The organism is Paucidesulfovibrio longus DSM 6739 (genome assembly GCF_000420485.1).
In the GTDB taxonomy this organism is placed as follows: Bacteria; Desulfobacterota; Desulfovibrionia; order Desulfovibrionales; family Desulfovibrionaceae; genus Paucidesulfovibrio; species Paucidesulfovibrio longus.
Map to the genome: position 1 here is coordinate 1 of NZ_ATVA01000004.1, position 21851 is coordinate 21851.

The window sequence follows — 21851 nt, forward strand, 5'->3', positions numbered from 1 at the left end:
GTGAAATACGAAGATGTTTACCCCAAGGCGTATTCCGATGGGATCGAGCTATATCATGGCCTGACACGGTATTTTCACTACTACAATGAGGAACGCAGACATTCGTCGTTGGACAAGAGGACTCCAGCGGATGTATACAGGGGCAGTTTCAATGTTCATTGACTTGGCTCGTATCCGTTGTTCCGCTCCGCCCTCGGCCCTTCGGGCCGCCCCTACGGGGACGGGCTACGCTCCACAACGGATACGGCAAATCGCCTCCTCGGAGGCTCGAACTCGGACGCCGGGCTCCACCTTAAAATGACCGCTCAGTGGTCCAAAGGATGGGGGAAGGCGCACAGGGCATGTCGATCAGCGAGCCCCGCTCACATTATTTACCACCCATCCGACGGGTCTTTGGGTGTACAACTTTATTTTTCATATTTCGCCCCGAACCCACCGATACCTCACTTCCAGTATACAACTTTACGGAATATCAACCTCGCTACGCCTACCTGATTTCAACTGGTTACGCTAGTTTGAGTATACAACTTTATTTTTCTCCGACATGACTTGGGACTCTCCCCGCGAATCCGGGGATAGTCCCAAGCCGAGCAGGGCGGGCGTTGACAAGATCGGCTTCTGCGTATAGCTTTCAACCACTCTGTTGTCCCTTCTCCTGGAGCACTGCTTGCTCGGCGGACAGGGGTCCGACAGAGCCTTGGCCTCGAATGGTCGCATCTCCGGGCACTGCTTGCCCGGAAGAGAGCAACCACTTCGAGGCTTTTTTTGTTGATGTAAAATGCTCTTCCCTCTTCGACCTCCTGCAACACCAAAACTGTGGACTCCCCCGCGAGCGCGGTGAAGACGCGGCGCTGGCCGGGGTGAAATTCTCCTGTGTAGGACCATCCCGCGAGCGCGGGGGAGCCTGCTTCTCGGAGAGAGCATCCAGGACGGCACGGATCTTCAATTCGGCGGTGAACCTTCTCCTCTGCTTGGACATCAAAAGCCTCCCCCGAATCTTATATGTCCTCCTTCTTACTTACTGGCGCAGTTTTCCAATCACACTTTTCTTTTCAAATATTTTAACGAATTGCCGCAGATTTGGGTTGAATTTCATCCGAAATTATGCACAAAAAACCTAAATAAATTGATCACAATCACTTCAGATCGGATCAAAAATATATTGTCAAGAATGTCCATCCACACCGTCTTATGCAAACAGTATTTGTATGCATTCGAATATGTCTCGATCAATTCTACGCGCATGTAGCTGAGGGTTGTTAGGTAAGCTGTGAAAAAAGACAAGCAAAATGAAAGTATAAGACTTGAATCAAGAGCAAATGGTTCGGAACATGAAAACAGCAATGCATGTAGTTCTTCTAAATCACGAATAAACAAATTCTTGCTGCTCCTTGGTGCGTTCCGAAATTGGATCAGCACCATGTTCAAGAAGTATCCCGCATTTAGTTATGGATTTGTTTTCTGGCTGATCGTCTTCGGCAGCCATAGACCAGATTGGACAGCTGTTGCGGTGATACCCATCTATTATTTCCCTGTGCTGCTCCTGTCACTGATGTTGGTCAGGACAAAATGGTTTTCATTCATCCCAGCATTTCTGTCATCCATAGCTGCTGCATTTCTGTTTTTGCTCTTTGTGAGCATCCTCATTGTTAATGCTTTCGCTCGGACAGATACATTCTACTTGGGCATTGATGTTCAAACGCCCAATGGAGTGGTCAGCGGTGTGAGCATGGTTGAAACCAGAAATTCGATTTTTCCTATCGAGGTGTTCCAAAGGTATGGAGACGGGAAAGTAAGGACACATGGCGAGGCAGCCTATTGCGATCTCGGAGATGGCCGCTGTGTTATCGCCTTGCTGGATATTGATGCTCATCCACTAAGAATGGCCGTTTGGCCCTGGCGGGCAGCCGGGCTTGATGTCGATGCCGTTCAGCTCATTCGTCCCAGCCTAGACGGGCGAGTCTTTTTTTCCGGGAAATGGCTGCCGCCGCTGGTGTATCTTTCGGACGCTTCCGACCCCATGACTGCGGTGCTGCTCACAAAAGAGAATGCAACAGCCCTCCTGGGACAAGGATATGATCTGAAGGATGTCTGGGTTGAGTTGACGGATGATCAGTATCAGTCGTTTGAAATTCAAACTAAGGCGACTTGGATGGGGGATGGTCCTACAATGAACTTGCCTATTCTTGCGCATTTTATGGAATTAGAAATCTCAGGTGCAAGGGCCAAATTAAAAGTCGACTTTTAAATACTCATATAATGAGGTGGCATAATGGCTATTCATAAAGATGTTCTCAACGCATTGTTAGCACTTAATTCTTACAATAGGGGCTATGATCCAAAAATTACGCTCTCTGGAGTAAGAATTGGAAATGTCAACATTGGCCTTCACTCGGTCGATCTTCTTGGACCGTCAGAAGACTCTTTCTTTGCCCAGACATACACCATAAGCGGCCGAACTATCATTTCTTTTCGCGGGACAAATGACCATCCCGGCGACTGGCCTGGATGGAGCGGCGGGCAACCGCGGCAACCTCTCCCCCGGCATGCAAGCCTCCGCCGAGATCAAGAGCAAACAGCGTCGCCTCATCCAATTCTTCCTGTCGCCGCGCATAAAGCATACGCGTGAGGGCATGAAGGTGCGGTAGGTTGAATGTGAAAACATCCATCTCCAGTATGCAACTTTATTATTCAGATTTCGCTCAGAGCCGACCGGCACCTCACTTCCGGTATACAACTTTACGAATTATCCCCCTCGCTACGCTGACTTGATTTCAGCAGGTTACGTTGATTTCAGGATACAACTCCATTTCTCTCCGACTGCGCCGAAGAACGGACGTCAAGAACGCCCTGGGCCGGAAATACGCTCGGCAGACGAAATCGCGCTGCACGCTCGAAGCCGCTCCGGACGAGGCGGACTGGACAAAACCGAACCTATGTGGCGATATCCTTGAAGCGCGGACATGCGCGCCTGGCCATGCGCAACCCGGCCTTGGTCTTGACGGCCCGGCCGACGCGGAGCAGGAGGAAACGCGCGGAACCATGAACATACTCTACTACGACTGCTTCGCGGGCATCAGCGGCGACATGAATCTGGCCGCCATGATCGACCTCGGCGTGGACCCGGACCATTTGCGCGCGGAACTCTCCAAGCTCGGCATGGACGATGAATTCCGGCTCGACGTCAGCGTGGATTCCCGGCACGGCCTTTGCGGCACCCGCGTGGATGTGTCCCTCGCGTTCCCAGGAACGGGCCAGGCCCGCGAGCATTCGGCGCACCGCAACCTCGCGGACATCGAAGCCATCATTCTCGGCAGCGGACTGCGCAGCGAGGTCAAGCAGACCAGCCTGGAGATCTTTCGCAGAATCGCCCAGGCCGAAGCGCGCGTTCACGGCAAGCCTCTCGACGAAGTGCACTTCCACGAAGTCGGCGCCACCGACTCCATCGTGGACATCGTGGGCGCGGCCATCTGCCTGCACAGCCTCGGAGCGGACGCGGTCTGGTCGTCCCCGGTGGAGCTGGGGGGCGGGTTCGTGCGCTGCGCCCACGGAACCCTGCCCGTGCCCGCTCCGGCCACCGTGGAGATCCTGCACGGCGTCCCCACGACGCGGGGCGCTGTCCGCCAGGAAGCGACCACCCCCACGGGCGCGGCCATCCTGGCGACCCTGGCGGACGTCTTCACGGACTCCCCGGCCATGACCACGCTGCGCAGCGGCTGCGGAATCGGACACCGCGACTCCGAGATCCCCAACGTCCTGCGCGTGCACCTGGCGCGCGCCGAGGCGGCCCCTGCCGCCTGGAGACAGCAGCCCGCCCGGCTGCTGCAATGCAACATCGACGACATGACCGGGGAAATGCTCGGAGCGGCCCTGGACCTGCTCATGGAACAAGGCGCCATGGACGTGCACTTCACGCCCATAATAATGAAGAAAAACAGGCCGGCCACATGCCTTTCGCTGCTCTGCGCGCCGGAAGAGGAGGAGCGCTTCAAGGAACTGCTCTTCCGCCACACCTCGACCCTGGGCGTGAAGAGCTTTCCCCTGCGCAAGTCAGTGCTGGATGTCGAATTCGAGACGCTGGAGACTGCTTTCGGCCCGGTACGGATCAAGCATGCCCTGCTGCGCGGCGAACGGCTGCGCTCCAAGCCGGAATTGGAAGACTGCCGCGCCCTGGCGCAACAACACGGTCTGCCCCTGGCCCGAATCTACGAAGAAATTCAAAAGGGTGGGAAGTGACCGCCATGCGCCGTCCAGCGCATCAGGCAACGCACACGCGCGGCGTCCTGTCCAGGGGACTGCGCCCGGCGGGGCGAGTTCATTGCCGCGCCTTTCCGAGGCCCGGCGGCTCATTGCAGCCGCGAAGACCCGCCTTCCGCTTTCGGGCCGGAACCGGCGGCTTGCCGCCCTCTGCATGGAGGAAACATGACTTTCGATTTGAAACGGCTTCTCACTGAAATCCAGGACGGCTCGTTGAGCGTGGAACAGGGACTGGAACGCCTGCGCGACCTCCCGTTCCTGGACATGGGCCACACCATGCTCGACCTGCACCGCCCCCTGCGCAACGGCCTTCCCGAGGTCATCTACGGCGAGGGCAAGACGCCGGAACAGGTGGGCGAAATCATGCTCCGCATGGGCGAACGTTCCAATGTCCTGGCCACCCGCGTTTCGCCCGCCATGGCCGCGCACGTGCTCTCCGTCTGCCCGGACGCGCGGTACAATCCCCTTGGGCGCGTGCTGACCCTCGTGCGGGGCGAACAGACATTCCGGGATGGCGAAATCGCCATCGTCACCGCAGGCACCTCCGACCTGCCTGTTGCCGAAGAGGCGCGGCTGACCTGCGAAATGCTCGGCAGCCGGGCCACGCTCTATTCCGACGTCGGCGTGGCGGGAGTCCATCGGCTTCTGGACCGCCTGCCCGCGCTGCGCAGCGCCCGCGTGCTCATCGTCGTCGCAGGCATGGAAGGCGCGCTGGCCAGCGTGGTCGGCGGACTGCTCCCGCAGCCCATCGTGGCCGTGCCCACTTCCGTGGGCTACGGAGCCGCCTTTTCCGGCCTTGCCGCGCTGCTCGGGATGCTCACCTCCTGCGCCAGCGGAGTGACCGTGGTCAACATCGACAATGGATTCGGAGCGGCCTGCGCCGCCTGCAAGATCAACAACCTGTTCTGAGGGCTGCCCGAAGCTTCCCCCTCCCGCGTCCAGGCAGGCTGTACAATCGCGGCGGCGGCACGTAGATTCGCGGGCGGCGCGCAGCCGTTCCCGCATTGAACCCCGGTCCCCATTCCCCGGAGAATTCGAAATGCCATCCCTTGCCCGCTCCGGCTCCCTCTGGGCCTTGCTGGTGCTCGTATCCATCCTGCTTTCCGGCCTGCTTCGACTGGCCGCCTTTCCCGCCGCGCTGCTGCTCGGCCCACTGCTGGCGGGTTCGCTCTTCGCCCTGAAAGGGACCGGACTGAAGCTTCCCGAAGCGATGTTCACGCTCGCCAAGGCCGTTATCGGCTGCATGGTGGCTCGCGCCCTGACGCCGTCCACCCTGGCGGCCATGCTGTCGGACTGGCCCGTGATGCTCCTGGCGGTCGCCTCCATCCTGGCCTCCGGCGCGCTGGTGGGTCTCGGTTTGCTGCGCTTCGGCACCCTCCCCGGCAGCACGGCGGCCTGGGGCACCACTCCCGGCGGCGCGGCCGCCATGACCGCTCTGGCCCAGGCCTATGGCGCGGACGTGCGCATGGTGGCGTTCATGCAGTATCTGCGCATGTCCCTGGTGGTGCTGACCGCGTCGGTGGTTTCGCGCTTCCTGATGGGCGGCCCCGCGCCCCTGCACCCCGGACAGGCCGCGGTTCCGGTTCTTTTCCCCCCGCTGGTTCCCACGCTGGAAACCCTGGCCCTCATCGCGGGGTCCATGCTGCTCGCCCGCGTGCTGCCCATCCCGGCCGGAGCCATGATCCTGCCCATGATCATGGGGGCCGCGCTCACGGCCACGGGGACCATGACCCTGACCCTGCCCTCCTGGCTGCTCTGGGCCGCCTACGCCAGCCTGGGCTGGTACGTGGGCCTTCGCTTCACGCCGGACATGGTCCGCTACGCCCTGCGGGCCGTTCCGCAGATGCTCCTGGCCACGGCGGCTCTGATCGCGCTCTGCTGCGGCGCGGCTTGGATGCTCGTGGCCTGGCTGCACGTGGACATCCTCAGCGCCTATCTGGCCACCAGCCCCGGCGGGCTGGACACCGTGGCGGCCATCGCCCTCGGAAGCGACTGCGACGTTTCCTTCGTGCTCGCGCTCCAGACCCTGCGCCTCTTCGCCGTGGTGCTTGCAGGTCCGGTCATCGCCCGCATGATCTGCCGCCTGAGCGGCGCGAGTCCCGCGCGCTGAACGAAACGCCCTTTCTGCCGGGATCACCGGCCCTAAGACCTTTCCCTTGATCGCCTGGGCCTTCTCCAGGCCAAGAAAAAGGCCCCTGCCGAAGCAGGGGCCTGAATGCCTTTCATGATCCCAGGGAGCAGCGGTCTACCATTCGGAATCGGCAAAGGGGTTGGAACCGAAACCGAAGTCGGCTTCGGGCTCGCCGCCCGTGGAAGGCGCATCCGAGGAAGCGCCCGCAGCCGCACCGGCATCAGCGCCGCCGCCGGCGGCACCGGCCACGACCACGCCCTGCTCCTTGACCTTGTTGACTTCTTCCATGAGCGCGTTGAGCTTCTTGACCATGTCGTCGATCTTGCTGGAAGCGAGAGCGATCTTGGATTCACCGGCCTTGTTGGCGTCATCCGTGACCTTGACCTTGGCGGCCAGGGATTTGACCTGGGCATCCAGGTCGGACTTCTCGGAGGTCAGCTTGGCGACCTCGGCCTTGAGCGCGGCGTTCTCCTTCTGGAGTTCGGCCAGCTTGCCCAGGGCGGCCTGCGCCTGGGACAGCTCGGCACCGGCCAGGGGGGCCAGCTTGACCTTGTTGCCGAGAGCGGTGAGGTCACCGGCGGCCTGCTTGGTCAGGCTCGGCTCGACTTCGTAGATATAGCCCTTGGAAAGGCCGGCGGCCACAGGGGCCAGATCGGCGCTCACGTCGGACTGGGTCACGAAGGAAAGGAACTCCAGGATCTCGGCGTCGACCTGGTCGGCACCGCGCAGCGCGTTCACGAACGTGCTGATGGGGAACACCTTTTCCTGCACTTCCTGGACGGGGGTTTCCTTGACGTCGGACATCGTATGCCTCCTAAAAAAGGTAGAAACGTTGTTACCTTGTTAATTCTCGCCCGGCTCGCGCTAGACGCGCGGTCCCATGGGAATCCTGCCGATCTTCTTGGCGTAGGCCAGGGCCACGGTCCGGTACACGAGGTGACCGAGCTTGGACCAGGGCAGGTACGCGAAGAGCATCCACACCGCCACCAGGTGCACGTAGTACGTGGGGTAGGCGATGAACTTCTGACCCGTCAGGCGGAGCACTTCCGCGCCGAAGCCGGTCAGGAATACGACCCAGATGATGGTCAGCAGGTACCAGTCGTACCAGGAGGAGCCCTGCTTGGCCTTGTCCAGGCTCACGCGGCGGCCGGTCAGCCAGATCAGGCCGAGCAGTCCGGCGAAGAAGCCGACGTTGGCCAGGAGCTTGACCGGGTTCACGAGGTTCATGGGCGTATGGCCGACCATGGACACGAAGTCGGTCAGGCCTTCGGGGGCGCCGATCCAGCTCAGGAAGTAGCCGCCCCAGTGGGTCACGGCGACGACGCCCGTGACGATGGCGAGGGCCACGAAGGAGTACATCAGCAGCAGGTGTCCCTTGAAGCGCTGCTGGTCCTTGGGCTCGGCGCCGCACTCGTTGAGCTGGCTGTTCTGCAGCACTTCGTACTTCAGGGTGTCGATGAGCGCGCAGAGGAAGCCGGGGGTTTCCTTCTGGCCCAGGACGTAGACCTTGGGCAGGTCGGCGAAGGAAGCCAGGAGCTTGCGCACGCCGCCCACGAAGATGCCGACCATGGTGAAGAAGGTCAGCACGAAGATCGGGTCGATGGTGAAGTCGCCGGGGAAGAGTCCGCCGTAGGCGATGACGCCGTTCTCGGACACTTCCCAGCCGTGGCCGGCCAGCTCGAAGAGCGGGAAGGCCGTGCCCAGCTGTCCGGCGCGGATGACCCAGATGAGCATCCACAGGACCGCGGGGATGGCCACCAGCAGCGGGAGGAACTTGGAGGAGCTCATCCACTTGCCGATGATCTGCGGGGCGGCCAGGCTGCGGTAGGCCATGTTGCGGAGCGCGCCGAGCAGGTCGCCGGGCTTGGCGCCGCGGGGACACAGGTCGGAGCAGGTGCCGCAGTTGTGGCAGAGCCAGATGTCGATATCGTTGACAAGCTTGTCCTTCAGGCCCCACTGCGCCCAGACCATCTCCTTTCTCGGATACGGATCGTCCTGGGGCGAGAGGGGGCAGACCACCGAACAGGTGGCGCACTGATAGCACTTCTTGAGGGACTCGCCCCCAACGGCTTGCAGTTCCTTTACGAATTTAAGGTCCGGCTGAACCTTGACGGGGTTCGACATGGTCCAATTCCTCCTAGTAGCCCTTGAAGGGGTTGGGGCCAAACTTGGCGACGACTTCGGTCATGAACTTCTCGATCAGTCCCGGAACCTTGTCGTACTCGTCAATGGCGACTTCATACTGCTCGACGCGTTCGGGCTCAACACCCAGACGCTTGAGCGACTCGGCGATGTTCTCCTTTCTGCGGTTGCAGAGCTCGGAGCCCTTCATGAAGTGGCACTGATAGTCGTCGCCGTATTTGCAGCCGAGGAGCATCACGCCGTCCACGCCCTTGCTCATGGCGTCGGCGACCCAGATGGCGTTCACGGAGCCGAGGCAGCGCACGGGCAGGACGCGAACGTAGGGGCTCCAGGCATGGCCGCGGAAGGCCGCCATGTCCAGCGCGGGGTAGGCGTCGTTCTCGCAGGCGAGAATGATGACGCGCGGTCCGCCCTCGTCCATGTTGTCCGGCACCTGGACCTGCTTGATGGCGGAGCCCATCTGGTCGATGTTGTAGTTGTCGAAACCGATGACGCGCTCCGGGCAGGCACCCATGCAGGTACCGCAGCGGCGGCAGCGGGTCGGGTTCGGCATCGGCGTGCCCTTTTCGTCGTCGTCCAGAGCGCCGAACGGACATTCCTCGGTGCAGCGCTTGCACTGCGTGCAGCGCACGAAGTTGAACACCGGGTAGGAACGGTCGCCGGAGCGGGGATGCACGGCCACGCCGTGGTCCGCGCTGTCCACGCACTGGATGGCCTTGAGCGCGGCGCCCGCGGCGTCGTCCGCGGCCAGGCTCATGGGCATGGGCTGGCGCACGCAGCCCGCGGCGTACACGCCGGTGCGGCGGGTCTCGTACGGGAAGCAGATGTAGTTGGAATCGGTGAAGCCGTCGAAGAGCTCCAGATCCGGGAAGGCGGGGCCTTGGCGGTACTTGAAGTTCATGGTCGGCTCATGGGCGGTGCCCGGCACCAGCGCCGTGGGCAGGACGACCATGTCGGCCACGATTTCGATGTCCTCGCCGAGCAGCGAGTTCTTGGCGGAGATGATCAGCGATCCGCCGGAACCTTCCTTGATCTCGGTGACGCGGGCCTTGGCGAGCATGACGCCCGGATCGTCCTGGGCGGCCTTGTAGAAGCGCTCGTTCACGCCGGGGACCATCATGTGGTCGTAGAGGATGAAGGCGGAAGCCTCGGGATCCTCGCGGACGTAGGCGGCCTGCTTCAGAGCGACCAGGCTGGAGATTTCCGAGCTGTAGGCAAGGTGCTTGGCGCTTTCCTTGTTCTCGTAGTGGAAGGTCTCGCACTCCTCGCCTTCCTCTTCGGTGCCGTCGCAGGGCAGGTCGTCCGGCGGCTCGCACACGGCGCTCTCGGCGTAATTGACCTTTTCCATGAATTTCTCGACATCGAGAATGAAGGCCACGCTCTTGGGCGCCTTGCTGTCGGAAGGACGCTTGATGCCGCCGTTCTTGGCCATCTTTTCCAGCTCGGCCGTGGTGACCACGTTCTTGAACTTGCCGTAGCCGAGCGGAGCCAGGTATTTGGCGTCGCCCGCGGTCCAGCCGGTGGCCAGGACGACCGCGCCGATGCTCAGCTCCTCGCCGTTCACGACCGCGGTGTAGTGGCCGGGAGCGCCCTTGAGCTGCTCCAGGGTGGCCGAGGTCTTGACCGTGATCTTGGCGTTCGAGGTCACCGCGGAGATCAGCCCGGCCAGGCCGGTGTCCTGAAGCTCCGTGTGCGGGTAGGTCAGGGGGAAGGTCTTGTACATGTTCTTCATGGCGCCGCCGAGATCGGCCTGCTTCTCGACCAGGACGACCTCGCGTCCGGCTTTGGCGGCCTCGAGCGCGGCGGTCATGCCCGTGAAGCCGCCGCCCAGGACCAGGAGGGTCTGGGAGCACTTCTCGGTTTCCGGCGCGGGAACCTTGCTCTTGGAGAGGTAGGTGATGCCCATGTTGACGTAGTCTTTGGCCATCAGCTCCAGCAGGTTTTCCTTGCCGGGATCGTCGGCAAAGGTCCAGACGCACTGCTCGCGCAGGTTCACGCGGTTGACCTGGGTCGCGCCGAACTGGAACACGTCCCACTTCACGCGCGGGGAGCAGGCGCAGAGGACCACGCCGTCCAGCCCCTCGGCCTGGATGTCAGCCTCAATCTCGGCCTTGCCCTCGGGAGAGCAGAGCACCGAGTTGGTCTTGACCACCGGGCAAAGGGACTGGTGCTTGCCGTTCTTGACGAACGCAGCAAGGCCCTCGACATCAAGACTCTTGGCGATGTCGCAACCGCCGCAAATGTATACACCAAGCTTCTCAGCCATTTTTTACCTCCCGACAACGTTTTGGATGGCTTTGAGGGCGGCGCTGGTCGCGCTCTGAGCCGTCTTCATGACGTCCAGCGGCAGCTTCGCGCAGCCGGCGGCCACAACGCCCTTGTCCTCGCCGCCGATGATGAAGCCCTCTTCGTCCACGGGCAGGCCCATGGGCAGCTTCTCGCCGGCGATGCTGGGCTGCATGCCGGTGGCGAGCACCACGAGGTCGAACTTCTCGTCGTTCTTGATGCCGGTGACCGCGTTCTCCACGGTGAGAATCGGGTTCTTGCTGGCGTCCTCGGCCACGGCCGCGACCTTGCCCTTGACCAGGGAGAGGTTCGGGTCGTCCACGGTCAGCGCCTTGAACTTGTCGTAGCGTCCCGGGGTGCGCAGGTCGATGTAGTAGACCACGATCTTGGCTTCGGGGTAGCGCGCACGCACGTAGCGGACCTGCTTCAGGCTGGCCATGCAGCAGATGTACGAACAGTAGTTCAGGTGGTTTTCGTCGCGGGAGCCCGCGCACTGCACGAAGGCGATGCGCTTCGGCTCGGCGCCGTCGCTCGGCCGGACGATCTTGCCGTCGGTGGGGCCGGACGGAGAGGCCAGGCGCTCCATCTGCATGTTGGAAATGACGTTGGCAACCTTGCCCGCGCCCAGCGTGGTCAGCTTTTCCATGGGGTACGGCTTCCAGCCGGTGGCGTAGACGATGCTGCCCACGTTCAGCTCGAAGCTGCGCGGCTGCTCGTCCAGATCGATGGCGTCGTACGGGCAGGCATTCTTGATGCGCTCAAGCTCGATCTTGTCGCAGGCATCGGCATCGATGGTGTAGCGGGCCGGGAACGCGAAAAGGTGCGTGGTATAGGCGGCCTTGCGCTTGCCGGTGCCGAAATCGAATTCGCTCTCCACCTCGGTCTTGGCGGCCTTGGCGCACTCGCCGCAACCGGTGCAGCGACCGTTCACGTAGCGGGGCTTGGTGGTGATCTTCACATTGAAGTCACCGGTCTTGCCGCTGACGGATTCCACCTCGGAAAGGGTGAAAAACTTGACTTTGGGGTTCTTCTTGATGCGCTGGAACTGAATCTCAAGGCCGCAGGAGGGAGGACACAATTTCGGGAAATACTGGTTCAATTGCGCCACTCGTCCGCCAAGGTACGGGTTCTTCTCAACGATGAAGACCTCGTAGCCTAATTCAGCGGCCTCCAAGGCGGCGGTGATCCCTGCGAATCCACCGCCCACTACGAGAATACTGTTGTTCGACATTCTCATTCCTCCCTAGATGATCATTAGAAGGCCCACTCAAGAAAATGGCCTAAACCCAGGCAAGGACGACTCGAAGTCCCAGGCCGGGTTCAGACCATCTTCCCACTCCCAGAAGAAAAGGCTGCGGGCCCGAAGGCCCGCAGCCGAGTAGACGTACCCGCTTACGGGATGATCTGGTAGTAGGGCTTCTTGAAGATAGTAGTCGCGCCGGTGGCGGGATCGTACTTGGAGTTCACGAAGCACTTCCACTTGGAGTCATCCAGGCCCATGAAGTCGCCGCGGTAGTAGAAGCCCGGGTAACGGGACTCTTCGCGGAACTCAATGTGCTGCATGTGCAGGCGCACGGTCCACAGACGGTGGAACTGCTCCCAGCAGCGCATCAGTTCGTGCAGGTCGCGGGCGGCCAGCTTCTTGGAGTCCTCTTCCAGCATGCCGAGCAGCCAGAAGCCGGTGTTCAGCAGAGCCTTGGAGGTCATGTACAGAGTGGAGACACCACCACCGTATTCGTCAGTGGCCTTGATCAGGCGCATCATGAAGTTCTTCGGGGTGATGTAGTTCGGGTTCACGACGGGGTCGGTGGAGATGCCCTTGCCCTGCTCGTAGGTGTACCACGGCTGGTAGATTTCCTTGGCGAGGTCAGCGGCGTTCTCTTTCAGAGTCGGCTTGAAGTCCTTGTGGTCCACAACCCAACGGATCATCTGCTTGCCGACGATGCGGCCTTCAGCGTGGGAACCGGAGGAGAACTTGTGGCCGGAGGCGCCGACGCCGTCCGCGCAGGTGAACAGACCGTTGACGGTGGTCATACGGTTGTAGACCTTGCCGTTGTCGGCCTTGACCTTGTAGTCGTCGGGAACCCAGGACTCGTCCGGACCGGAGACCCAGATGCCGCAGCAACCGGAGTGCGAACCGAGCAGGTACGGCTCGGTGGGCATGATCTCGGAACCACGCTCCTCAGGGGCGCAGTTGGTGGCGGCCCAGAGGTTGGCCTGGCCGACGCACATGTCGAGGAAGTCTTCCCAAGCCTCGGACTCGAGGTGCTTCTGCTCTTCGGGAGTCATGGTCTCGAAGGTGCTCAGCAGGGCGGTCTTGGTGTCCATGTAGATGGGACCGCGACCTTCGCGCATTTCGCGGAGCATCATGTGGTTGCGCAGGCAAGTGGGGATGACGTGACCCTTGGCGTAGCCGCGATCCTCGTAAGGCTTCAGCATGGCGCGGTTGGTCTCGCAGTAGTCCTCACCCTTGTAGTTGGTCGCCTTGGCCTTGAAGAGCAGGAACCAGGCGCCGACCGGGCCGTAACCGTCCTTGAAGCGGGCGGGGACGAAGCGGTTTTCCATCATGGTCATCTCGGCGCCGGCCTGAGCGCACATGGTGTAGGTGGAACCAGCGTTCCAAACCGGGTACCAGGCGCGACCCATGCCCTCACCGGTGGACCGGGGGCGGTAGACGTTGACGGCGCCGCCGCAAGCGACGACAGCGGCATTGCAGGTGAAGACGTAGACTTTGTTCTCACGGGTGGAGAAGCCGACGGCACCGGCGATGCGGTTGGGCTGGTTGGCATCGAGCAGCATCTTCACGATGAAGATACGCTCCATGTAACGGTCTTCGCCCAGAGCGTTCTTCGCGGCCTCGGCCACGATGCACTTGTAGGACTCACCGTTGATCATCATCTGCCAGCGGCCGGAACGCACGCAGGCGTCGCCGTTGCGCAGGGACAGGCCGGAAGCCTTGGCCTTGGCGCCGTCGAGGTTCTTGCCGTCTTTCTTGATCCAGCAGGGAAGGCCCCACTCTTCGAACAGATGGACGGAGTCGTCGACGTGGCGGCCGAGGTCGAAGATCAGGTCTTCGCGGACCAGGCCCATGAGGTCGGTGCGGACCATGCGGACGTAGTCGTCGGCTTCGTTCTCACCGAGGTAGGTGTTGATGGCGGACAGACCCTGGGCGACGGCGCCGGAACGCTCGAGAGCGGCCTTGTCGCAGAGCATGATGGAGATGTCGCCACCGACCTTGTCGGCCCAACGCACGGCTTCGAAGGCGACGCCGCAGTTGCCCATGCCGCCGCCGACGAGCAGGACGTCGGCGTGCATCTCAATCACTTCAGGTTCGGCCAGAGCGACGCCTTTGGAAGCTTCTTTGATGGGAAGCAGAGGCATATCAGTTCCTCCTTGGAGTAAATTCGATTCAATTTCTCAGGCAAGCAACAAACCAGCCGCAGCTAGTCCTGGAGCTCGCCACCCTTCCACACGCGGGACATTCCACCGTCGGTGACGTCGAACTTCTTGCCAAGGGCTTCCTTGGGCTTCGCAAGCTCGGTCTCGGTGAACAGCAGCTCGGAGTCCAGGTCGGCGGGCTCGGGCTTGCCGTCGTAGGGCTTGATGGATCCTTCCGGAGTGGTGCGGATGGGGAACTTGAAGCGCTTGACGGAACCATTGCGGAACTTGACGGTCCACATGATGTCCTCAGCGGAACGCATGGGGATGCAGGTACCGCCGAGAGGAGCGAAGTCGCCGTAGGGACGGGCCTCGATGGCACCCTGGGGGCAAATCTTGACGCAGCTGTAGCATTCCCAACAAGCATCAGGCTCCTGGTTGTAGGCGCGCATTTCGGCCGGATCCAGGATCATGAGATCGTTCGGGCAAATGTACATGCAAGCGGTCTTTTCGCCACCCTTGCAGCCGTCACATTTTTCCGGGTTGACAAAGGTCGGCATAGCATATCCTCCTAAGGTGTTAAAGTAACTTACACATCTACCGACAAAACCTTCAACCAATGTATATTATTCGCCTATTGCCAAGGCTATGAACAGCGGGAATAGCAAGCCCGGCAAGAGGTGTCAAGGTGAAAGTGAATTTTTGAACAAGCGAGGACGGAACAGAAGATTCCAGCCTTCCCAGCGACATCGACGCGTTGCGACCAAGTCGTATCCACCTCCAACCTGCACATCCATATTTCAAGCCCACAGGGCTTGCAAGTGTTTTTTTTCTCAAGCCGCCATCCTTGCCGCCTATCGACAACTCTAGAAAATTATTATAGTTTCTTGTTTCTATTTTTCCGATTCAGCTCTAGAAAACATCTTGAGCTACTCTTGAGGCACTCTCCTGCCCCGCAAGAGCGGAACTCGCGCCATGCCTTAGAAATTTTGCCCTTGACACAAGATTCACAATCGGGACATAACCATCCCACGTTTCAATGCAGAGCACATTCGCAGCGGCGGAGACATGGAGTTTTCGCCGCGTATTGCCCTGGCTGAGGTGAATGGCTAACACCAATTATATGGAGGATCACATGTCCAAACTGGTACCCCCTCATGGAGGCAAAGGCCTCGTCTGCTGCCTGCTCGAAGGCGCCGAACTCGCCGCTGAGCAGAAGAAGGCCGAAGGCCTGAAGAAGATCCAGATTTCCGACCGCGCCAAAGGCGACCTTATCATGATGGGCATCGGCGGCTTCTCTCCGCTGAACGGCTTCATGGGCAAGGCTGACTGGAAGGGCGTGTGCGAGAAATTCCTGATGGCCGACGGCACCTTCTGGCCCGTCCCCGTCACCCTGGACACCAACGACGAAGACGTGAAAGTCGGTGACGAAGTCGCCCTGGTCGCCCCTGACGGCGTGACCTACGCGACCATGAAGATCACCGAAAAGTACGAGATGACCGAAGCCGACAAGCTGTGGGAATCCGAAATGGTCTACAAGGGCCAGGGCGAAGATTCCACCGGCGGCAAGTTCATGGAGATCGCCCTCAAGGATCACCCGGGCGTCCAGATGGTCATGGCTCAGGGCAAGTACAACCTGGCCGGTCCCGTCAAAGTCCTCTCCGAAGGCGACTACGCCAAGCGTTTCCCGGGCGTCTACCTGACCCCCGCGCAGATCCGCGCCGAGATGGAAAAGCGCGGCTGGGCCAACGTCGCCGCTCTGCAGCTGCGTAACCCGATGCACCGTTCCCACGAATTCCTGGCCAAGATCGCCGTGGAAGTCTGCGACGGCGTCGTGATCCACTCCCTGATCGGCAACCTGAAGCCCGGCGACATCCCGGGTTCCGTCCGCATCAAGTGCATCCAGACCCTGATCGACAACTACTTCGTGCCCGAGAACGTCATCAACGCCGGCTACCCGCTGGACATGCGTTACGCCGGTCCGCGCGAAGGCCTGCTGCACGCCACCTTCCGCCAGAACTACGGCATCAACAACATGCTCATCGGCCGTGACCACGCCGGTGTCGGCGACTTCTACGGCCTGTTCGAGGCCCAGGAAATCTTCGACCGCATCCCCTACGTGACCGAAGCCTGCCCCGAACCCGGCAAGGCCCTGCTCACCAAGCCGATGAAGATCGACTGGACCTTCTACTGCTACAAGTGCGACGGCATGGCCTCCATGCGCACCTGCCCGCACACCAAGGAAGACCGCGTCATCCTGTCCGGCACCAAGCTGCGCAAGGCCCTTTCCGAAGGCGCCGAGGTCGTGGACCACTTCGGTCGCGACGAAGTCCTCGTGCTGCTGCGCGAGTACTACGGCAGCCTGACCGAGAAGGTCGAGGTCAAGATGCAGAAGGCCGCCTCCGGCGCCGACATGAAGTAAGCATCGCTTACGAAGCATCGATTCTGGGGAGGGGCTTCGGCCTCTCCCCTTTTTTGTTGCGCTCGCGCCGTTCCCCTTGCCCGATCATTTAATATATGTATTCCGGCCCGCTGCGCAGCCCCTGTTTCAGCGCTTGAAGATCGCCGCTTTTCAGGCTAGAAAGGCCCCTCTTATTACATTCCCCCAGGGAGCCTTATGACAACCGAATATGGAAAGAACAATCCCGCCGGCCAGGACATCCGCAAGGAGCGTCTCGAAGAACTCCTCGACCTGGACGCACGGATCCTCAAGCTTCTCGTGCGGCGCAGCCAGAGACTCGGCAAGGAATCCACCTGGCGCCGGTCCCAGGGCAAGCAGCGCATCGACACCGCGCTGGAAAAATCGCTCTGGGCCGAGTGGGAAAACGCCGGACGCTCCGGCGACCTGCCCCCCCGCCTGCTTCGCCAGCTCTTCAACCTCGTGAATCTCTTCGGTCAGGACGACGCCAAGGGACGCCGCCGCGCGGACGCCTATATGCTCGCCCCGCAGCGCACGCCTGTGGCCGTGAGCATGACCGCGCCCCGCTGCCTGCGGCGCACCCGGCTCTGGATGGTCCTTGCCGCGGCCTGCGGACGCCCCCTTGCGCTGGACGCCATCATCCTCAACGACCCCTTCATCGAACTGGTCAAAAGCCTGAACCAGGCCGGCGGCAGCGTCTCCTGGATCGGCGACGATCGGGCCGAAGCCCAGCGTTCCGAAGGACTCGTCTTCGAGGACAAGCTCATCTTCGCCGGGGACGACGCCTTGAACTTTCACCTGCTGCTCGGCCTTGCGCTGGGCGGCGCGGGCCGCATGAAATTCTCCGGCGGCTCCGGGCTGAAGCTCCTGGACCTCTCCGCCGTGAACACCGTGCTGCCGAAGCTCGGCGCGCGGCTCGTGCCCCTGAACCCGCACGGCGACGGACTGCCCGCCCGGCTGGAATGCGGCGGCGACATGGCCGCCCGCGTGACCCTGCCGGAATTCGCCTCGCCGGAACTGGCCGCCGGCCTTGCGCTGGCCGCATGGTCCTACCCCCAGGGCCTGGTCCTCGACTTCTCGCCGCGCCCCGGTCTGCGCTCCGCCCTGGTGGAGGTGGTCGAGGTGCTCCAGGCCGCAGGCATCGACGCCGACCTGGGCGACACGATCTGCCGCGTGGCTCCGGGCAAGCCCGTGTTTCCCGAATCCCCGGTCCTGCCTCCGGACGCGGTGCTTGCCGCGCATCTTCTGGCCCTGCCCATTTTCGCGGACGGCAAGATCACCCTCGGCGGGTTCCGCCGCGCCGACCTCGATCACCCCGCGCTGGCCGCCCTGGGCGGACTGGGCGCGGACATGCAGCTCGACGGGGACCGGCTGGTCTGCTCCGCGCTGAAGCTGCCCGAACAGGACATCGACCTGGGAGACGCGCCCGAGCTTTTCCCCCTGGGCGTGGCCCTGGCCCTGCGTTCGCGGCGCGAACTGCTGGTGCGCGCGCCCCACGGCGCGGACCTGGACGACGCCATCCAGTTCCTCGACCATCTCGGCGCGAGCTATTCCGCCGAGGAGGACGGCCTGCGCGTCTCCCCGTCGGAACTGCACTGGGAAGGCTCCTGGGCAAGTCCCTCGCCCTACTTCTGCCTCGCGTCCGCGCTGGTTTCCTTCCTGCGTCCCGGCATCGCCATTGAAAACCCCGGCATGCTCACCGCGCTCTGGCCCCAATTCTGGAACCTCTTCAACACCTTGCCTTCGGGCCGCATGAAACCCAAGGCTCAGGAACCCGAGAATGACGCACCCACACGCCGCAGAATCAAAATCGGTCGATGAGCGCATCGCCGAGCTGAATGTCGAGCTGGAGGCCATCCTCGCCGACAAGGCCGCCAAGGCCGCTGAGGAAAAGGAATTCCGCGCCAAGGAAGATGCCAAGAAACGCATTTCCTTTGCCCGGGAAATCTTCGAGTTGCAGCACGACCAGCTCCGGCTGAACGTGGAAGCGGAATTCGTGCGCAAGCGGATCAAACGCCTTGAACTCGGCTACGCCGAGGACGACGCTTCCGCCTGCGGACCCGCGGACGGCTTCGCACTCTAGTTCGCGTCAGAGATCTCGACATGCCCTTCGAATGGATCGACATCGAAGCCCTGCCCCGCCTCGAAAGGGACCAATCCGTGGTCCTTTTCGGGGCGGGCAACGGCTCCCGCGACCTGCTTCGATTCTTCGAGGAGCAAGGATCGGAAATCCGCCTCCTGGCGGTTCTGGACAACGACCCCAGCCTCCAGGGGCGATCCTTTCAGGGACTGCCCGTTCGCGCTCCGGCGAGCCTGCCCGACCTGGGTGCGGACGTCGTCATCGTGACCACGGTTTCCGGGCGGGAAGCCGTTTCCGCGCAGCTTGAAGGCATGGGCCTAAGCAGGGGACGCGATTTCCATCTCGTGGGCACGTTTCCGTCCAGCCGGGCCACGGACAACCTTTCCTTCCTGCTCCGGCGCCTTCGGAACCACGGCCTGGCCACGGGCGGCAGGATGCTGCACGTGGGACCGGGCGGTTATCTCGGACTGGAATGCGGGCTGCTGGCCTTGCTCGAAACGCCCCCGCCCTCGCACATTCTGGCCGTGGACGCCTACGATTTCAGCATGCGCTGGCCCGACATCAGCGCGTCCTTGCCGAGCTATCGCGCCATGCGCGCCGACGTGCTCGCCCTGGCCGAAGCGCGCGGCCAGACCCCGCAACTCGTCGCAGAGCACTGGGACGCTCTTTTTCAGACCGAGGCAGGGCGCACCGTTCTCGACGGGGAACGCGTCGAATTGCGGTTTCCGCATCGCTTTTCCGCCTTGCCCGTCGCGGATTCCTCCATCGGGCTGGCCTGTTCCTTTGCCGTGCTGGAGCACGTCCGCTCCCCGCAAGCGGCCGTGGACGAACTCTGGCGCGTGCTCGCCCCTGGCGGGGCCGCCGTCCTGACCATCATCACCCGCGACCACCGCTCGTTCGGCGCGGACCAGGGCTTTTCGCCCATCGCCTACCGCGCCCACTCCGCAGACGAATGGGAACGGATCAACCGCGACCGCTTTTTCCAGAACCGCCTCGCGCCGTTCCAGTGGCGCGGGCTTTTCGAGGCGCGCGGATTCCGGCTCGACGAATACCGGGTTCAGCACCGATACGACGCTCCCGCGAGCGAGCTTGCGGCGCTGCACCCGGATTTCCGCCATTGGCCCCCGGAACGGCAGGGGGAAGTGGATTGCAGCATCGTGGCGGTCAAGCCCTGACCCGCCTTAACCTTGACCTGGGACTCCCGAGGATTCACATGGGCCAGAACATCACCAGAAAGATCATCGGCGCTCACCTGCTCAGCGGGGAAATGACCCCCGGCAGCGAAATCGGCCTGCGCATCGACCAGACCCTGACCCAGGATGCCACCGGCACCATGGCCTATCTCCAGTTCGAGGCCATCGGGCTCGACCGCGTGCGCACCGAGCTTTCCGTCAGCTACGTGGACCACAACACGCTCCAGATGGGCTTCCGCAACCCGGACGACCACCGCTATCTGCGCACCGTGGCCGCGCGCTACGGCGTGGTCTTCTCGCCTCCGGGCACGGGCATCTGCCACCAACTGCACCTGGAAAATTTCGCGCGTCCCGGCAAGACCCTGATCGGCTCCGACTCCCACACCCCCACCGCGGGCGGCGTGGGCAGCCTGGCCATGGGCGCGGGCGGGCTTTCCGTGGCCCTGGGCATGGCCGGCGAGCCGTATTTCATCTCCATGCCCAAGGTCGTGCGCGTGCTGCTCACGGGCCGTCTCCAGGGCTGGGCAGCGGGCAAGGACGTCATTCTCGAACTGTTGCGGCGACTGACCGTCAAGGGCGGCGTGGGCAAGGTCTTTGAATTCGCCGGGCCGGGCGTGGCCACGCTGACCGTGCCGGAGCGCGCCACCATCACCAACATGGGCGCGGAGCTGGGAGCCACCACGTCCATCTTCCCCTCGGACGAACGCACCCGCGAGTTCTTCAAGGTCATGGGCCGCGAGGACGAGTGGAGCGAGCTGGTCGCGGACGCGGACGCGGAATACGACGAAACCGTGGAAATCGATCTTTCGGCCCTGGAGCCCCTGGTGGCCCAGCCGCACATGCCCGACCGCGTGGTTCCCGTGCGCGAGCTGGCCGGACTGCCCGTGAGCCAGGTGGCCATCGGCTCCTGCACCAACTCCTCCTACGCCGACATGAAGACCACGGCCCAGGTGCTGGCCGGTCGGCAGCTTCCGCCCGAAACCGACCTGCTCATCTCTCCCGGCTCCAAGCAGGTGCTCAAGATGCTCGCGGCCGAGGGCCTCGTGGAACCGCTGCTCGACGCGGGCGCGCGCCTGCTGGAATGCTCCTGCGGGCCGTGCATCGGCATGGGCGGCTCCCCCGTGAGCGCGGGCGTTTCCGTGCGCACCTTCAACCGCAACTTCGAGGGACGCTCCGGCACCAAGGACGCGCAGGTCTATCTGGCCAGCGCCCAGACCGCCGTGAACCTCGCCCTGGCCGGGAAATTCACGGATCCGGCCGAATGGGGCCCGGCCCCGCAGCGCGTGGAGCTGCCCGCGAGCGCGCCCAGCATCCGTCATCTCTTCATCTTCCCTCCGGAAAACGGCGACGGCGTCGAAATCCTGCGCGGACCGAACATCGTGGCCCTGGAGCGCTTCGAGCCGCTGCCCGCGACCGTGCGCGCCGCGGTCAAGCTCAAGGTCGGCGACGACATCACCACGGACCACATCCTGCCCGCCGGAGCCCAGATCACGGCCCTGCGATCCAACATTCCGGCCATCAGCGAATACATCTTCAGCCGTGTGGACGAAGGGTTCGTGGGCCGCATGCGCGAAGCCGGGTCCGGGTTCATCCTCGGCGGCGAGAACTACGGCCAGGGCTCCAGCCGCGAACACGCGGCCCTGGGACCGCGCCACCTCGGCGTGCGCGCCGTGATCGTCAAGTCCCTGGCACGCATCCACCGAGCCAACCTCGTCAACTTCGGCATCCTGCCCCTGCTGCTGGTCAATCCCGAAGACTACGACCGCATTGGAGAAAACTCCGTGCTGAGCATCGAGACCGCTTCGATCCAACCCGGAGGCAGGTGCGAAATGACGCTCCAGGACGCCGAGCCTGTTGAAGTGACAAATGATTTGACGGAAAAGGAACTGGATATTATCAAGGCAGGCGGCCTTCTCAACTACGTTCGCGCCTCCGACCGCGCCTAAGGCCGGAAAACGTAAAACA

General features: G+C 62.3%; 16 protein-coding genes. 10 read left to right on the forward strand and 6 right to left on the reverse strand.

Features of this window, described 5'->3' with window-relative positions:
• The 5 genes from G452_RS21920 (at window position 1) to G452_RS0101315 (ending at window position 6367) form a co-directional block, all read left to right on the forward strand.
• A complete protein-coding gene (locus tag G452_RS21920) occupies window positions 1-162 on the forward strand; it encodes an integrase core domain-containing protein (RefSeq protein WP_081650419.1) in 162 nt (53 codons plus the stop codon).
• Window positions 163-1270: 1108 nt separating this feature from the next.
• Window positions 1271-2248, forward strand: coding sequence for a hypothetical protein (locus G452_RS0101295; protein WP_155887472.1), 978 nt, complete (start codon window positions 1271-1273; stop codon window positions 2246-2248).
• Window positions 2249-3042: 794 nt separating this feature from the next.
• The gene (gene larC / locus G452_RS0101305) at window positions 3043-4236 is read left to right on the forward strand and encodes a nickel pincer cofactor biosynthesis protein LarC (RefSeq protein ID WP_022660458.1); all 1194 of its coding nucleotides are present in this window, start codon (window positions 3043-3045) and stop codon (window positions 4234-4236) included.
• 186 nt (window positions 4237-4422) lie between these two features.
• Entirely contained in the window at window positions 4423-5166 is a 744-nt protein-coding gene (gene larB / locus G452_RS0101310; RefSeq protein ID WP_022660460.1) for a nickel pincer cofactor biosynthesis protein LarB, read from the forward strand.
• A 130-nt stretch (window positions 5167-5296) separates the two neighbouring features.
• Complete coding sequence (locus G452_RS0101315; RefSeq protein WP_022660461.1) at window positions 5297-6367, forward strand: AbrB family transcriptional regulator; 1071 nt, start codon at window positions 5297-5299, stop codon at window positions 6365-6367.
• 135 nt (window positions 6368-6502) lie between these two features.
• Here the strand turns inward: G452_RS0101315 and G452_RS0101320 are convergent, their stop codons facing one another.
• The 6 genes from G452_RS0101320 to aprB form a co-directional block, all read right to left on the reverse strand.
• Entirely contained in the window at window positions 6503-7192 is a 690-nt protein-coding gene (locus G452_RS0101320) for a hypothetical protein (protein WP_022660462.1), read from the reverse strand.
• A gap of 60 nt (window positions 7193-7252) precedes the next feature.
• Entirely contained in the window at window positions 7253-8512 is a 1260-nt protein-coding gene (qmoC, locus tag G452_RS0101325) for a quinone-interacting membrane-bound oxidoreductase complex subunit QmoC (protein ID WP_022660463.1), read from the reverse strand.
• 13 nt (window positions 8513-8525) lie between these two features.
• Entirely contained in the window at window positions 8526-10796 is a 2271-nt protein-coding gene (locus G452_RS0101330) for an FAD-dependent oxidoreductase (protein ID WP_022660464.1), read from the reverse strand.
• 3 nt (window positions 10797-10799) lie between these two features.
• Window positions 10800-12047, reverse strand: a complete 1248-nt coding sequence (locus tag G452_RS0101335; protein WP_022660465.1) for a CoB--CoM heterodisulfide reductase iron-sulfur subunit A family protein — start codon at window positions 12045-12047, stop codon at window positions 10800-10802.
• A gap of 161 nt (window positions 12048-12208) precedes the next feature.
• The gene (gene aprA / locus G452_RS0101340) at window positions 12209-14197 is read right to left on the reverse strand and encodes an adenylyl-sulfate reductase subunit alpha (RefSeq protein ID WP_022660466.1); all 1989 of its coding nucleotides are present in this window, start codon (window positions 14195-14197) and stop codon (window positions 12209-12211) included.
• A 62-nt stretch (window positions 14198-14259) separates the two neighbouring features.
• Window positions 14260-14754, reverse strand: coding sequence for an adenylyl-sulfate reductase subunit beta (gene aprB, locus G452_RS0101345; protein ID WP_022660467.1), 495 nt, complete (start codon window positions 14752-14754; stop codon window positions 14260-14262).
• Window positions 14755-15329: 575 nt separating this feature from the next.
• On the opposite strand from aprB, the gene sat reads away from it, so the two are divergent.
• The 5 genes from sat to G452_RS0101370 all read left to right on the forward strand — a co-directional run bounded on the left by sat (window position 15330) and on the right by G452_RS0101370 (window position 21832).
• The gene (sat, locus tag G452_RS0101350; protein ID WP_022660468.1) at window positions 15330-16616 is read left to right on the forward strand and encodes a sulfate adenylyltransferase; all 1287 of its coding nucleotides are present in this window, start codon (window positions 15330-15332) and stop codon (window positions 16614-16616) included.
• A gap of 195 nt (window positions 16617-16811) precedes the next feature.
• Window positions 16812-18434 (forward strand): hypothetical protein, encoded by a 1623-nt coding sequence (locus G452_RS17580; RefSeq protein WP_022660469.1) that lies wholly within the window; start codon window positions 16812-16814, stop codon window positions 18432-18434.
• On the forward strand, window positions 18394-18696 hold the full coding sequence (locus G452_RS0101360; protein ID WP_022660470.1) for a hypothetical protein: 303 nt from the start codon (window positions 18394-18396) through the stop codon (window positions 18694-18696). Before G452_RS17580 ends, G452_RS0101360 begins: the two co-directional genes overlap by 41 nt.
• A 20-nt stretch (window positions 18697-18716) precedes the next feature.
• Entirely contained in the window at window positions 18717-19868 is a 1152-nt protein-coding gene (locus G452_RS20340; RefSeq protein WP_022660471.1) for a methyltransferase domain-containing protein, read from the forward strand.
• A gap of 38 nt (window positions 19869-19906) precedes the next feature.
• A complete protein-coding gene (locus tag G452_RS0101370) occupies window positions 19907-21832 on the forward strand; it encodes an aconitate hydratase (RefSeq protein WP_022660472.1) in 1926 nt (641 codons plus the stop codon).
• The last annotated feature ends 19 nt before the right edge of the window (window positions 21833-21851 follow it).

Coding starts and splice junctions, on each gene's coding strand:
- larC (WP_022660458.1), top strand. CDS start 3,043: ATGAACATACTCTACTACGACTGCTTCGCGGGCATCAGCGGCGACATG.
- larB (WP_022660460.1), top strand. CDS start 4,423: ATGACTTTCGATTTGAAACGGCTTCTCACTGAAATCCAGGACGGCTCG.
- G452_RS0101315 (WP_022660461.1), top strand. CDS start 5,297: ATGCCATCCCTTGCCCGCTCCGGCTCCCTCTGGGCCTTGCTGGTGCTC.
- G452_RS0101320 (WP_022660462.1), bottom strand. CDS start 7,192: ATGTCCGACGTCAAGGAAACCCCCGTCCAGGAAGTGCAGGAAAAGGTG.
- qmoC (WP_022660463.1), bottom strand. CDS start 8,512: ATGTCGAACCCCGTCAAGGTTCAGCCGGACCTTAAATTCGTAAAGGAA.
- G452_RS0101330 (WP_022660464.1), bottom strand. CDS start 10,796: ATGGCTGAGAAGCTTGGTGTATACATTTGCGGCGGTTGCGACATCGCC.
- G452_RS0101335 (WP_022660465.1), bottom strand. CDS start 12,047: ATGTCGAACAACAGTATTCTCGTAGTGGGCGGTGGATTCGCAGGGATC.
- aprA (WP_022660466.1), bottom strand. CDS start 14,197: ATGCCTCTGCTTCCCATCAAAGAAGCTTCCAAAGGCGTCGCTCTGGCC.
- aprB (WP_022660467.1), bottom strand. CDS start 14,754: ATGCCGACCTTTGTCAACCCGGAAAAATGTGACGGCTGCAAGGGTGGC.
- sat (WP_022660468.1), top strand. CDS start 15,330: ATGTCCAAACTGGTACCCCCTCATGGAGGCAAAGGCCTCGTCTGCTGC.
- G452_RS17580 (WP_022660469.1), top strand. CDS start 16,812: ATGACAACCGAATATGGAAAGAACAATCCCGCCGGCCAGGACATCCGC.
- G452_RS0101360 (WP_022660470.1), top strand. CDS start 18,394: ATGACGCACCCACACGCCGCAGAATCAAAATCGGTCGATGAGCGCATC.
- G452_RS20340 (WP_022660471.1), top strand. CDS start 18,717: ATGCCCTTCGAATGGATCGACATCGAAGCCCTGCCCCGCCTCGAAAGG.
- G452_RS0101370 (WP_022660472.1), top strand. CDS start 19,907: ATGGGCCAGAACATCACCAGAAAGATCATCGGCGCTCACCTGCTCAGC.